The following is a 12,380-nucleotide window of genomic DNA, read 5'->3' on the forward strand; positions in this document are numbered from 1 at the left end:
CATGCTACTTCTCCTATATGCAGGTGAAACTAAGCTCAGTCTAACCTGCTGGGTGAAGCAGCCGGTACATCCCATTAGCAGCCCTTGCTGTCTCAGTCTGATGCTGCATTGCGGCGACGCCAATCCGGTCATTCGCATACTATAGCACGACTTTCAAATCGGTCTTCGGAACGCGTGGGACAAGTCGGTCACGAACCGTTACGGTGCCAACCAAAATGAACACAGCCTGAGGACATCCTATGACAATCACCCACGAAGATGAGCTCAATGGCCTTAAAGAAATTGGCCGGATCGTTGCAAACACTATGCATGGGATGGCCAGAGCGATGGAACCGGGCATGAAGACGCGAGAGCTTGACGACATCGGCCGCGCGCTCTTGGATCTTGAGGGGGCGGTGTCCGCGCCTGAACAGGTTTATGATTTTCCGGGTGCGACCTGCATCAGTGTGAATGAGGAGATCGCACATGGCATCCCAAGCGAGCGAGTTATCCTTGCCGGGGACTTGGTAAACATTGATGTCTCGGCGTCAAAGAATGGCTTCTTTGCCGACACCGGCGCGACCTTCCGTGTAGGCACGGTCAAACCATCGCTGGATCGCCTTTGCAAGGACGGGAAACGCGCGATGGAGATCGGAATCAGGCAAGTTGGCAGCAACAGGCCGCTTGCAGGCATTGGTAAGGCAGTAGGCAGATTTGCGTCGGACCGCGGCTATACACTTATCCAGAATCTAGCCAGTCATGGTGTCGGACGATCGTTACACGAATACCCGTCTGAAATCGCTACTTGGCCTACGCGGCGCGAAAAACGTCGCATGAACAAAGGGCTGGTGCTCACGGTCGAACCGTTCCTATCCACAGGCGGCCTTTGGGCAGCGGAACGCGATGATGAATGGACACTCTATAGCGAACCTGTCGCGCCTGTCGTTCAATATGAGCACACGGTCGTTGCGACTGATCGCGGGCCGATTGTCGTGACGTTGCCTGATTGAACTGAATGCTCATTCAATTGACTAACCAATTCGGCCCAAAGCCGACCTTGGTGCGGATCGCGTCTAATAACCGCTTCGAGCCCGGAATGACCGATGCTGCAAGATTTACGAACGGCAGCTCCAACGCCAAAGTTTACAGGTCAAAGCCTGAACAACCCAAGGTGTTCGACAACTTCGCGTTTGGTAGCGTTTGTTCGGTCTCGTGCAATCTCCGTACCTCTTCTAATTACGTCTAAGACATAGGCGGGGTCTTTCGACAGTTGCGCTCTTCGCGTCCGAATAGGAGCAAGCAGCTCTTGCAGTATGCCGTCCAGTCGTTTTTTGACCACTCCGTCGCCAAGCCCGCCTCGCTCGTACTTTGCCGTCAGCTCTTCAACAGCGATCTTGTCTTCATCAAACGCGTGCAGATACGCGAAGACAACATTGCCTTCGACCTGTCCGGGGTCTGCGACACGCAAATGGTTCGGATCGGTAAACATCGCTTTGACGGCGGCGCTGATTTCATCTGGCGATGCAGAAAGTGGAATAGCGTTGCCACCTGATTTAGACATCTTAGCTTTGCCGTCGATGCCGGGAAGCCGTCCGGCCTTTGGGATAACAGCGACGGCCTCGGGAAGCACCTTTCGGTTAGCGGTGGAATTGATCCGACGCACTATCTCATTGGTCTGTTCTATGAGTGGCGCTTGGTCGTCGCCTACCGGGACCACGGTTGCTTTGAATGCAGTGATATCAGCAGCTTGTGCCGCCGGGTAGCATAGAAAGCCCGCAGGTATATCACGGCCAAATCCACGCGTCCGGATTTCATCTTTAATCGTGGGATTGCGTTCCAAGCGGGACACGGTGACGAAGTTGAGGTAAAGCATCGACAGTTCCGCAAGCGCCGGCAGATGCGATTGCAGGCAGATTGTCGTGCGCGCCGGGTCAATGCCGACGGCAAGGTAATCAAGAGCCACCTCGATTACGCTGCGCCGTACCTTTTCAGGATCGTGAGCGTTGTCGGTGAGTGCCTGAGTGTCCGCCAGAAGCAGGAATTGCTCATGGCTGTCCTGATACGCCAAGCGGTTGGCAAGCGAACCCGCGTAGTGGCCAATGTGGAGCGGCCCCGTGGTGCGGTCCCCGGTCAGAATGATTGGTTTGGTCATGAGCATGCCCTCGTTGAGAAGAGGTGCCGCAGGACGCATGGAAACAAAAAAGGCCGCCCAAACGGCGACCTCGGAATAGAATACTGTCCAGTCGCCTTATAAGGAGACCAGCCACCAAAAGTTCGAGATGATTTTTGTGCTTTCCATAGAACTGCGTGTAATCCTCTAACCAAGGTCGGTCAATACGGCATCGCTCATATAGGGATTGAGCGTCTGAAGCGGACTCTCGCGCATCCGCAGCGAATTTACCCTTTGTCCGCATTGTGTGAATTCGCCCACCACCTAATTTTGCGATTGCAGCGAATGTCGGCAATGCGGGCTGCAATCGCAGCATCTCGACTTGTCTCTGGATGTCGGCTTAGGGCCGTCTCTTGCAAAGCATACGATGCTGCGACTGCGAATAGCTTCGCCCCTCACGCGGTAGGTCTGGGCTCGAACCCGCCATTCGCTACATTCTCCATAAACAATCATTTCGCGCCAATTGCGACGGACCAATGCATATACCACCGGAGAAGCACCGCCTCCCGCAATCCCGCCCCAATTCGGGCACGGCCCCGTACTCATCCCCCACCCTTCCCACACGCAAAAGTTGCGACCTGCCCGTTATCACGACTGTGCCACCCTTTTAGGCATCTCTTAATGTGACAGCGGGGTGACAAGCTCGGTTCAAGCGCCTACATAGTGCGTGTCTTCTTCCCGGAATCGGAGCTGCCCCGTTGTCCAAGATCATGCCTCCCGCACATCCTTTTGACACCTCGTATCTACGAGACGCCGATGACGGCGATAAACTGAAAGAGGAATGCGGGGTTTTCGGCGTTGTCGGTGTCGCCGACGCATCGAACTTTGTGGCCCTTGGCCTGCACGCGCTACAACATCGCGGACAAGAGGCCGGCGGCATCGTCAGCTATGATCCGACAGACGGTTTCCAATCTGCGCGCCGCTTTGGTTATGTGCGCGATAACTTTACCTCGCAAAAGATCATGGAAACCCTGCCCGGCGAATTGGCCATCGGGCATGTGCGGTATTCCACCTCCGGCAACAAGGGCCCGACAGCGATCCGCGATGTGCAGCCGTTTTTTGGCGAATTCGCCATGGGCGGTGCGGCAATTGCCCATAACGGCAACATCACCAATGCCAACGCCCTGCGCCGCGAACTGATTGAACGCGGCTCGATTTTCCAGTCGTCCTCGGACAGTGAATGCATCATCCATTTGATGGCCCGCTCCTTGCAACGCAATATCCCCGAACGCATGGAAGACGCCCTGCGCCGGGTCGAAGGCGCGTTTTCCGTTGTCGCCATGACCCGCACCAAGCTGATCGGCGTGCGCGATCCTTTGGGTGTGCGCCCGCTGGTGTTGGGCAAGGTCGGTGACGGCTGGGCGCTTAGCTCCGAAACTTGCGCCCTTGATATCATCGGTGCCGATTTCGTCCGCGAGATTGAACCCGGCGAGATGGTCGTGATCACCGACAAAGGCGTGGAAAGCCACTTCCCCTTCCGCCGGTTGGAGCCACGGTTCTGCATCTTTGAACATGTGTATTTCAGCCGCCCCGACAGCATTTTGGGTGGTCGGTCGGTCTATGAAACCCGCGAGGCGATTGGCCGCGAGCTGGCCAAGGAAAGCCCGGTCGATGCCGATCTGGTCTGCCCCGTGCCCGACAGCGGCACCCCTGCGGCCATCGGGTTCAGCCTGCAATCGGGCATTCCCTATGCCATGGGGATCATCCGCAACCAATATATGGGCCGGACATTTATCGAACCCACCGAACAGATCCGCAACATGGGTGTGCGGCTCAAGCTGAACGTGAACCGCGCGCTGATCAAGGGCAAGCGCGTGATCCTCGTTGACGATTCGGTGGTGCGCGGCACGACCAGCCGCAAGATCAAGGAAATGATCCTTGATGCCGGTGCCAAGGAGGTTCACTTCCGCATCGCCTCGCCCCCCACCGCATGGCCGTGCTTTTACGGCGTCGACACGCCGCAGCGCGAAAAACTGCTCGCCGCGACCATGTCCGAAGAAGAAATGCGCGATCATTTGCAAGTGGATAGCCTGAAGTTCATTTCAATCGATGGCCTGTACCGCGCCGTGGGCGAAGCCAAAGGCCGCAACGCCAAATGCCCGCAATATTGCGACGCGTGCTTTACCGGTGACTATCCGGTCCGTCCGGCAGATCAAATCGACCAAGGGTTTGAGATGAAGCCCGCCGCCGAATAGGCATATCCGCCCGATACCAGACAGCAAAAGCGCAGAGGCCTAAAGCCCCTGCGCTTTTTCGCATCTCCCCCTGATGGCAAGGCTTTGCCGACGCCGTAGGCCGGTATTTGCTTGCCGCTGGCAGGGTGGCTTCCTGCCCCGAACCCTCTTTGTTAACAGGCTAGGAAATCCCGCCCGCTGATCGAGGGGGAACAAGAGAGGCTGACATGTCCACAGATGATACCGGCACACCAACCCCGGCCAAAGTAATAACGCTCGCGACGCAAAAGGTCGCCCTGCCCGCCGTGTCTCTGATCGGGATTTTCGGCAGCTTGGCCGACCCCGGTGCCTTGGTCCGCGAACGCAACGGGCGGATTAAGCGGGTTAAAATTGGCGACCCGATTGCAGGTGGCACGGTCGCCGCGATCAGCGACACTGCAATCGTGGTTGGCATCGGCCAAAAAGCCAAGGTTTTGCAGCTGCCCGCGTCTTGATGGCAGCCCCCCTGACGCCATGAACCAAAGCCACGCTTGATCATCCGCCCCGCCACGTGCAAGCTGATGGCATGACCACACCTTTCGACAGCACAATCGCCCCTTGGCCCGCCCCTGTTCGCGATCAGTTTAACGACATGCGCGCGCTTATTCTAAAGGCCGCACAAGAGGCAGATGTGGGCCCCCTCGACGAGAGCCTCAAATGGGGGCAACCGGCATGGCGGCCACGGCGGCCGCGCCAAGGCAGCACCCTGCGGCTGAACTGGCAAGACAGCGCACCGCAAACCCTCGCGCTGTATGTTGATTGTAAAACAACGATCAGCGCCATAATGCGCGACATCTACCCAACCGAGTTTATCTATGAAACCAACCGTGCATTGCGCGTGACCATCGGCGCGCCCCTGCCCACCCAAGCGATTGACCACCTTGCGCGGCTGACCTTTACCTACCACCGCAAAGGTTAACGGGGCACGGCCACGCACCGCAGGGCCAAGCGCCCCCTTGACGCCGCGCATTCCCCCGCGCATATCCCCACCCATGACACAAAAAACTGCATTAATCACAGGTGCCTCGCGCGGCCTTGGGGCTGCTTTGGCCGAAGCGCTCTGCGACACCCACCACATCATCGCCGTGGCAAAAACCACCGGCGCGCTTGAGGAACTGGATGACCGCATCCAAGCCCGTGGCGGCAGTGCCACCTTGGCCCCCATGGACATCACAAACGCGGACGCCATGGCGACCCTGTGCCGTGGCATTTATGACCGTTGGGGCAGTCTTGATCTATGGATGCACAGCGCGATCCACGCAGCCCCCCTTGCCCCCACCGATCATATCGATGCCAAAGACATGGCCAAATCCGTGGCCTGCAACATCACGGCCACCTCGACCCTGATCACCTATGTATCGCCCTTGCTGACGCAATCCGGACAAGCGGTATTTTTCGACGATCCCGTTGTCGGATCCAAGTTTTACGGGGCCTACGGTGCCACCAAAGCCGCGCAAATCGCCCTTGCCAGATCATGGCAGTCCGAGGCCGCCAAAATCGGGCCCAAGGTTCACATCATGACACCGGCCCCGATGCCCACGGCAACCCGCGCACGGTTCCACCCCGGTGAATCCCGCGATGATCTGGCCAGCCCACACGCCCAAGCAGCTGACATTTTGGCCGCTCTGTCCGCTTCTCTGGCTTAAAAATATCCTCGCCGAAGGCTCCTGCCTTGCCGCGCCCACATCCCTCGCTTATCAAGGCGCAAAGGGGATATTATGCGCATTCTAATTACCAACGATGATGGCATCCACGCACCGGGCCTCAAGACGCTCCATGCCATTGCCACCACCCTCGCAGGCCCCCAGGGCGAAGTGTGGACAGTGGCCCCCGCCTATGAACAATCCGGCGTGGCCCATTGCATCAGCTACACCCGTCCGATGATGATTGAACGGATCGGCAAACACGCCTTTTCGGTCGAGGGCAGCCCCGCCGATTGCGTTCTCGCCGCCCTGCACGATTCAATGAAGGACAGCCCCCCCGATCTGGTGTTGTCCGGCGTCAACCGGGGCAATAATGCCGCTGAAAACGCAATGTATTCCGGCACGATCGGTGGCGCGATGGAAGCCGCGCTTCAAGGTATTCCCGCCGTTGCCATGTCGCAATATTTCGGCCCCGCCAACCGTGTGCTTGACGACGCATTCGAGGCCGCGGCAGAGCATGGCGCGGATGTGATCCGCCGCATCATCGACGCCACGCCTGCGCATACGGACGGCTACCGTTTGTTTTATAACGTCAATTTCCCGCCCACCGCTGCCGCTGACGTCCAAGGTATCCGCCTCGCCCCTCAAGGCATCCGCAGCGACACCAGTTTTTCCACCACCCCGCATGTCTCGCCCCAAGGGCGGCGCTATTTGTGGATCCAAGGGGCCGACCAGCAGATACCGACCGCCGCCCATACCGACGCGGCCTTGAATCTGAACGGCTATATCACTGTGACCCCCATGCGCGCGGACTTTACCGCCCATGACAGCTTTGCCGCTCTGGAAGCCCTCAATACATGAACGACGAAGAGGACATCTCGGTCGCGGAACGCAAAATGCAGTTTCTATATGCATTACGCTCAAAGGGCGTGACGGATGCGCGCGTGCTTAATGCGATGGAGCAGATTGACCGCGGCCCGTTTATCCGTGGTCTTTTCGCCGCCCGCGCCTACGAGGATATGCCCCTACCCATTGCCTGCGGTCAGACCATCAGCCAGCCATCCGTTGTGGCCCTGATGACACAAGCGCTTGAGGTATCACCCCGCGATAAGGTTTTAGAGGTCGGAACCGGTTCCGGCTATCAGGCCGCGATCCTCAGCAGGCTTGCGCGTCGCGTCTATACCATCGACCGCCACCGCCGGTTGGTCCATGAAGCCCGCGAAATCTTTGAGGCGCTTGATCTGACCAACATCACGGCCATCGTGGGTGACGGCAGCTTTGGCTTGCCCGAACAGGCCCCTTTTGACCGTATCATCGTCACCGCCGCCGCCGAGGATCCCCCGGGTCCCTTGGTCGCACAGTTGAAAATCGGTGGTATCATGGTTGTGCCCGTCGGCCAGTCTGATGCCGTCCAGCATCTGATACGGGTGCGTAAAACCGAAACCGGCCTTGAATACGACGAGCTGCGCAAGGTGCGCTTTGTCCCTTTGCTTGAAGGAATGGGCAAAGACAGCTAAATGCTGTATAGACAGGGTAACTCCAGACCACATGGAGACCAAAGACGACACGTCGTGCAAGACATGAGGACGAGCAGATGACCCATTCGATGGCGACCCGAACCCTTAGGTTGACGGTTCTGGCAGGAAGCAGTGCGCTTTTGTTGGCCGCGTGTAACCGCCCCCTTGATTATGATCTGCGCGGCGGTTTCGGTGATGGTTTCACCACCGCTGATGCTGCAACCGGCGCTCTGGCGGTCAGACCCCAACCCGACAATCGCGGTGTTATCTCTTATCCCAATTATCAAGTTGTGGTGGCCCGTCGCGGCGACACGCTGGCCGATGTGGCCAGCCGGGTGGGCACGGATGTGAATGCCCTGTCGCGTTTTAACGGTATCGATCCCAACATCCCCCTGCGCAAAGGCGAGATTATCGCCCTTGAAACCCGCGTCGAAGAACCATCGCCCGCCACAGGTGCATCTGGCACCGGCCCGATCACCACGCAGGCCGTTGATATCCAGACGCTTGCAGGCGGTGCGATCAACCGCGCGCCTGAATCCTCTGCCGTACAGACGGCCGCCTTGCCAGCCGCACAGACCCGCGAGAACCCTCTTAAGCAGACGGGCCGCGAGCCTGTACGCCACCGGGTCGAACGCGGCGAAACCGCCTATACCATCGCGCGCCTTTACGCGGTGCCCGTCGAAACATTGGCCGAATGGAATGGCTTGGGGCCAGATTTCTCGATCCGCGAAGGGCAGTTCCTGCTGATCCCCGTTCCTCAACAGGCCGCGCCAAAACGTGAAACCCCTGTAACCCAAACGGCAACCGCCACACCGGCGGTCACGACGCTGCCCGGCACCGGATCACCAACGCCCACGCCACCAAGCGCTGCAAAACCCTTGCCGCCCGCCGAACCACCAGCGCCCAAACCCACCGCAGCGACGCCTGCACCGGCAGAGCCCGTGGCAGATGTTGGCAAAACCACCAAGCCAGCAACGCAAGGCCGCATGATGCCACCGGTCCAAGGCAGCATTATCCGCGCCTATTCAAAGGGCAAAAACGAGGGGATCAATATCAAGGCCGCGCCCGGCACAACAGTCAAAGCCGCCGATAGCGGCACTGTCGCCGCCATTACGAAAAGCGCCGAGGGCGTTCCAATCGTCGTGGTCCGCCACCCCGATAACCTGCTGACCGTTTACGCAAACGTCACGGATGTCAGCGTGGCCAAGGGCGATAACGTAGCCAAAGGCGCACCCATTGCCAAGCTACGTGGCGGCGAGGATGCATTCGTACATTTCGAAGTGCGCAACGGCTTTGACAGCGTCGACCCGTCGCCCTACCTGAACTGATCTAGGACACTGAGGCGTAAACGAGCGCCTCAGGATTAGCCCAGTGCGCGAAAGCGTGACTACAACATCACGCCGCGACGGCCTGCCAGATCGACGAAATACTGCCATGCCACCCTGCCCGACCGCGATCCGCGCGTCGCCTGCCATTCGATGGCCTCGGCATGCAATGTGGCCGGGTCAATCTCGACACCATGCGCATCGCAATAGCCTTGGATCATCTCTAGGTATTGCTGCTGGTCGCAGGCATGGAACCCCAACCACAGCCCGAACCGGTCAGACAAAGAAACCTTTTCCTCGACCGCTTCGGCTGGGTTGATCGCAGAACCGCGTTCGTTTTCAATCATATCGCGCGGCATCAGATGGCGGCGGTTCGACGTGGCATAAAGCACCACATTATCGGGTCGCCCCTCAATCCCGCCGTCCAACACGGCCTTGAGCGACTTGTACTGCGCATCATCATTGCCAAAGCTCAGATCGTCGCAGAACAGAATAAATTGATACGGCGCATCGCGCAGATGGGCCAGCAAACGACCCACCGAAGGCAGGTCCTCGCGCTGCAATTCGACAATGCGCAGCGCGTCATGGGTTGCCTGAACATGGGCATGTACCGCTTTGACAAGGCTGGATTTCCCCATGCCCCGCGCGCCCCACAGCAAGGCATTATTCGCAGGCAAACCAGCGGCGAATTGCACCGTATTGGCAAGCAACGTATCGCGCGCACGGTCCACGCCCACCAGCAAATCCAGATCAATCTTGCTGACCTTGGGCACAGGCACCAGATGATCCGGCCCGGTCTGCCAGACAAAGGCCCCAGCCGCATCAAAGTCGGGGGCCTTCAGCGGCGCAGGAGATATCCTCTCAAGCGCCGCTGCAATGCGATCTAAAGGGTCATCGATCACTTGTCGTCATCCTCGTCGAACTCCGACATCATGGGATCTTCGTCTTCGTCGTCGTAATAGCCTTCGGCGCGCAGTTTCTCTTCGCGCTTACGTTCCACACGACGGACCAGCATGATCGAAATTTCATAAAGCCCGTACACAACGACGAACAAAATGACCTGCGTAATCACATCCGGTGGCGTCACCAAAGCGGCCAACACGAGAATGCCAACAACGGCATATTTACGTACATTGCCCAGCCCTTCGGCGCTGACCAACCCGGCCTTGCCCATCAGCGTCAGCAACACAGGCAGTTGGAAACACAGGCCAAAAGCAACGATGAATTTGATCGTCAGGCTAAGGTATTCCTGCGCAGAGCCTTGAAAGGCAATCGCCGCAATACCCTGACCATCAGGCCCCGCATCCCCCACCAAAGTACCGGCTTGCTGGAAGCCAAGGAAGAAATCGAACGCCAGTGGCGTAACCACATAAAACGCAAATGCCGCGCCCAAGAAAAACATCAACGGGCTAGAAATCAGGAACGGCAGAAACGCGCCCTTTTCATTCTTATAAAGCCCCGGCGCCACAAACCGCCACAGCTGGTAGCTGATGTAGGGGAAGCCCAAAACCAACCCGCCCAAAAGCGAGATCGAAATCGCGACAAAGAAACCTTCTTGCAGCTTGATCAGGATCAGCCCGCAGTCCTCTTGGCCCCGCTCGGCCATGGCCGAACACAGCGGATGCGTCAGAAAGTTAAAGATCGGGTTCCAAACGGTAAAACAGATCACCATGCCGATGATAAACGCGATCACGGAATGGATCAGCCGCGTGCGCAGCTCTGCCAGATGCTCGATCAGCGGGGCAGCGCTGTCGTCAATATCGTCAGAAGCACTCATGTGTCACTCTTTTTTGCCGCCGGCTTTTTAGCCGCAGGTTTCTTGGCCGCCGGTTTCGCCGCTGGCTTTTTCGGGGCAGCCGCTTTGGGGGCCGCTGGCTTTTTGACCGGCGCTTTTTTCGCGGCAGCAGGTTTCGCCGCCGCTTTCTTGGCGGGGGCTTTCTTGGCTGCAGGCTTGGCCAGCTTCGATACTTCTGCATCCGCTGCGGCCAACGCCTCTTTCGCCTCGCGTTGCTTGCGTTCCGCGATGGTACGGTCGCGCACCGCCTGCATCTTTTTGGCGTCTTCTGCCCGCTTGGCGGCCAGCTTGCCGGTCTCGCTCTCAGGGTCGATGTTGGTCAGGGATTTGGTCGCCGATTTGACCTCGTCCATCGCGGTGCCCAGCGGGTTGGTGGCCGCCTTAAGCGACTTGTTCAACCCCGATGAAATCTCGCGCATACCGGTGTCGTCTGCGGCGTCATTCATCGCGCTGCTAAACTCGCGCGCCATGCCTTTGGCCTTGCCCACAAACTGCCCGACCTTGCGAAACAAGACAGGCAGGTCCTTGGGCCCCACCACGATCAAGGCCACGACGCCCACGACCAATAACTCCGACCACCCCATATCAAACATGGCAGGTTATACCTTGTCCTTGTCGGTCTTGATCTCGGTCACAGCGGCGGCGTCATCAGACAGCTCGGCGGTGTCGTCGCTGGCGTTTTTGATGTCTTCTTCGCCCTCATTAATGCCCTTTTTAAAGCTGGTGATGCCTTTGCCGACTTCACCCATCAGGCTGGAAATCTTGCCGCGTCCAAACAGGACCAACACAACAACAGCGATCAACAGAAGGCCGGGAAGGCCGATATTATTAAACATAGTTTTCTCCACATCCAAAACAGGCGAACGCACCATATGCGTTCAAATCCCATTCTGTTTAGGCGTGACCGCTGCCAGCTTGAAGTGGGAAACACCCCCGAACACAGCCATTTGCGCACGTTTCATGCCAATGCAGTGAACGCGCCCAAACTACTGACAGTTTTTTGTCAGTTATCTTGGCCACCCCGCGTTTTTATGCCACAAAGACCTATGAACCGATCTGATCGCCTGTTTGCCCTGCTCACCACGCTGGGCGATTACGCCCTGCACCGCGCCGAGGATCTGGCCGCCGCGCAAGGCGTCTCACTGCGCACGCTCTACCGCGACATCGGGCGACTGCAATCCTCGGGCGTACCCGTCACAGGAACACGAGGCGCGGGCTACCGGCTTACCCGCGCGACGACCCTACCGCCGCTGACCCTGACCGATCCGGAGATCGAGGCCTTGCAGCTTGCCCTCGCCATTGTGTTGGAAACCACCGACCCTGCCCTGAAATCCGCTGCCACCTCGCTCGCGGCCAAGATCGACGCAAGCCTGCCGCTGGAAGCGACGCCACCGACCAGCGACTGGCAGCAGATCGAACACCCCTTTGCCAATGCCGCGCGTGGCATGGGGCACCTGCCAATCCTGCGCGCCGCCATCCGCGCCCGCCAAAAGCTCAAGATCGTTTACAACAACCCCGACGCGACCCTGCGCAGCCTGATCTTGCACCCGGCGTCCCTGCAGCACCACGCCCGCAGCTGGATTCTAAAAGGCTGGGATGAAGGTCAAAACGACAATATCGCGCTCCGCCTGGACCTCATGGAAAATGCCGACCCACTGCCAGAGCTGTTTACCCCAAGGGCCTAATTCCGAACGCCTAATTCCAAATGGAAAAAAATCCTCGCCGAAGGCATAGAATC

Annotated in this window: 14 protein-coding genes; 9 read left to right on the top strand and 5 right to left on the bottom strand. The window is 58.4% G+C overall.

The annotated features are described in order from the left end of the window. Nucleotides 1-239: 239 nt before the first annotated feature. On the top strand, nt 240-989 hold the full coding sequence (gene map, locus WNY39_RS04310; protein ID WP_342844389.1) for a type I methionyl aminopeptidase: 750 nt from the start codon (nt 240-242) through the stop codon (nt 987-989). A gap of 140 nt (nt 990-1,129) precedes the next feature. Here map and trpS read toward each other — a convergent pair whose 3' ends face one another. Beyond that, entirely contained in the window at nt 1,130-2,131 is a 1,002-nt protein-coding gene (gene trpS / locus WNY39_RS04315; protein WP_342844390.1) for a tryptophan--tRNA ligase, read from the bottom strand. A 728-nt stretch (nt 2,132-2,859) separates the two neighbouring features. On the opposite strand from trpS, the gene purF reads away from it, so the two are divergent. From purF to WNY39_RS04350, 7 genes are all read left to right on the top strand, one after another. Beyond that, entirely contained in the window at nt 2,860-4,344 is a 1,485-nt protein-coding gene (gene purF, locus WNY39_RS04320) for an amidophosphoribosyltransferase (protein WP_342844949.1), read from the top strand. 206 nt (nt 4,345-4,550) lie between these two features. Further along, nucleotides 4,551-4,817, top strand: coding sequence for a pilus assembly protein PilZ (locus WNY39_RS04325; RefSeq protein WP_342844392.1), 267 nt, complete (start codon nt 4,551-4,553; stop codon nt 4,815-4,817). 71 nt (nt 4,818-4,888) lie between these two features. Then, entirely contained in the window at nt 4,889-5,281 is a 393-nt protein-coding gene (locus WNY39_RS04330; RefSeq protein WP_342844394.1) for a hypothetical protein, read from the top strand. 73 nt (nt 5,282-5,354) lie between these two features. Then, entirely contained in the window at nt 5,355-6,008 is a 654-nt protein-coding gene (locus WNY39_RS04335; RefSeq protein ID WP_342844396.1) for an SDR family NAD(P)-dependent oxidoreductase, read from the top strand. A 72-nt stretch (nt 6,009-6,080) separates the two neighbouring features. Next, nucleotides 6,081-6,866 (top strand): 5'/3'-nucleotidase SurE, encoded by a 786-nt coding sequence (gene surE, locus WNY39_RS04340; RefSeq protein ID WP_342844398.1) that lies wholly within the window; start codon nt 6,081-6,083, stop codon nt 6,864-6,866. Then, a complete protein-coding gene (locus WNY39_RS04345; RefSeq protein WP_342844400.1) occupies nt 6,863-7,522 on the top strand; it encodes a protein-L-isoaspartate(D-aspartate) O-methyltransferase in 660 nt (219 codons plus the stop codon). Before surE ends, WNY39_RS04345 begins: the two co-directional genes overlap by 4 nt. A 77-nt stretch (nt 7,523-7,599) precedes the next feature. Next, complete coding sequence (locus WNY39_RS04350; protein WP_342844402.1) at nt 7,600-8,850, top strand: LysM peptidoglycan-binding domain-containing M23 family metallopeptidase; 1,251 nt, start codon at nt 7,600-7,602, stop codon at nt 8,848-8,850. Between the two features lie 59 nt (nt 8,851-8,909). Here WNY39_RS04350 and WNY39_RS04355 read toward each other — a convergent pair whose 3' ends face one another. Genes WNY39_RS04355 through tatA form a run of 4 tightly spaced genes read right to left on the bottom strand, consistent with a single transcriptional unit; the run spans nt 8,910 to nt 11,478 of the window. Continuing rightward, nucleotides 8,910-9,749 carry an ATP-binding protein gene (locus tag WNY39_RS04355; RefSeq protein ID WP_342844404.1) on the bottom strand — a complete coding sequence of 280 codons (840 nt, stop codon included), beginning with the start codon at nt 9,747-9,749 and terminating at the stop codon, nt 8,910-8,912. Beyond that, nucleotides 9,746-10,624 carry a twin-arginine translocase subunit TatC gene (gene tatC / locus WNY39_RS04360; RefSeq protein WP_341234400.1) on the bottom strand — a complete coding sequence of 293 codons (879 nt, stop codon included), beginning with the start codon at nt 10,622-10,624 and terminating at the stop codon, nt 9,746-9,748. Before tatC ends, WNY39_RS04355 begins: the two co-directional genes overlap by 4 nt. Beyond that, nucleotides 10,621-11,235 carry a Sec-independent protein translocase protein TatB gene (gene tatB, locus WNY39_RS04365; RefSeq protein WP_342844407.1) on the bottom strand — a complete coding sequence of 205 codons (615 nt, stop codon included), beginning with the start codon at nt 11,233-11,235 and terminating at the stop codon, nt 10,621-10,623. The genes tatC and tatB overlap by 4 nt, the downstream gene beginning before the upstream one ends. A 6-nt stretch (nt 11,236-11,241) precedes the next feature. Continuing rightward, nucleotides 11,242-11,478, bottom strand: coding sequence for a twin-arginine translocase TatA/TatE family subunit (gene tatA / locus WNY39_RS04370; RefSeq protein ID WP_341234398.1), 237 nt, complete (start codon nt 11,476-11,478; stop codon nt 11,242-11,244). Nucleotides 11,479-11,688: 210 nt separating this feature from the next. Between tatA and WNY39_RS04375 the strand changes: the two genes are divergently transcribed. After that, nucleotides 11,689-12,327, top strand: coding sequence for a WYL domain-containing protein (locus WNY39_RS04375; protein ID WP_342844410.1), 639 nt, complete (start codon nt 11,689-11,691; stop codon nt 12,325-12,327). Nucleotides 12,328-12,380 lie beyond the last annotated feature (53 nt).

Source organism: Sulfitobacter sp. AS59, from assembly GCF_038899995.1.
Lineage (GTDB): Bacteria > Pseudomonadota > Alphaproteobacteria > Rhodobacterales > Rhodobacteraceae > Sulfitobacter.

Bases quoted from the DNA above. Each gene is read 5' to 3' on its own strand.
- map (WP_342844389.1), top strand. From the start codon at position 240: ATGACAATCACCCACGAAGATGAGCTCAATGGCCTTAAAGAAATTGGC.
- trpS (WP_342844390.1), bottom strand. From the start codon at position 2,131: ATGACCAAACCAATCATTCTGACCGGGGACCGCACCACGGGGCCGCTC.
- purF (WP_342844949.1), top strand. From the start codon at position 2,860: ATGCCTCCCGCACATCCTTTTGACACCTCGTATCTACGAGACGCCGAT.
- WNY39_RS04325 (WP_342844392.1), top strand. From the start codon at position 4,551: ATGTCCACAGATGATACCGGCACACCAACCCCGGCCAAAGTAATAACG.
- WNY39_RS04330 (WP_342844394.1), top strand. From the start codon at position 4,889: ATGACCACACCTTTCGACAGCACAATCGCCCCTTGGCCCGCCCCTGTT.
- WNY39_RS04335 (WP_342844396.1), top strand. From the start codon at position 5,355: ATGACACAAAAAACTGCATTAATCACAGGTGCCTCGCGCGGCCTTGGG.
- surE (WP_342844398.1), top strand. From the start codon at position 6,081: ATGCGCATTCTAATTACCAACGATGATGGCATCCACGCACCGGGCCTC.
- WNY39_RS04345 (WP_342844400.1), top strand. From the start codon at position 6,863: ATGAACGACGAAGAGGACATCTCGGTCGCGGAACGCAAAATGCAGTTT.
- WNY39_RS04350 (WP_342844402.1), top strand. From the start codon at position 7,600: ATGACCCATTCGATGGCGACCCGAACCCTTAGGTTGACGGTTCTGGCA.
- tatC (WP_341234400.1), bottom strand. From the start codon at position 10,624: ATGAGTGCTTCTGACGATATTGACGACAGCGCTGCCCCGCTGATCGAG.
- tatB (WP_342844407.1), bottom strand. From the start codon at position 11,235: ATGTTTGATATGGGGTGGTCGGAGTTATTGGTCGTGGGCGTCGTGGCC.
- tatA (WP_341234398.1), bottom strand. From the start codon at position 11,478: ATGTTTAATAATATCGGCCTTCCCGGCCTTCTGTTGATCGCTGTTGTT.
- WNY39_RS04375 (WP_342844410.1), top strand. From the start codon at position 11,689: ATGAACCGATCTGATCGCCTGTTTGCCCTGCTCACCACGCTGGGCGAT.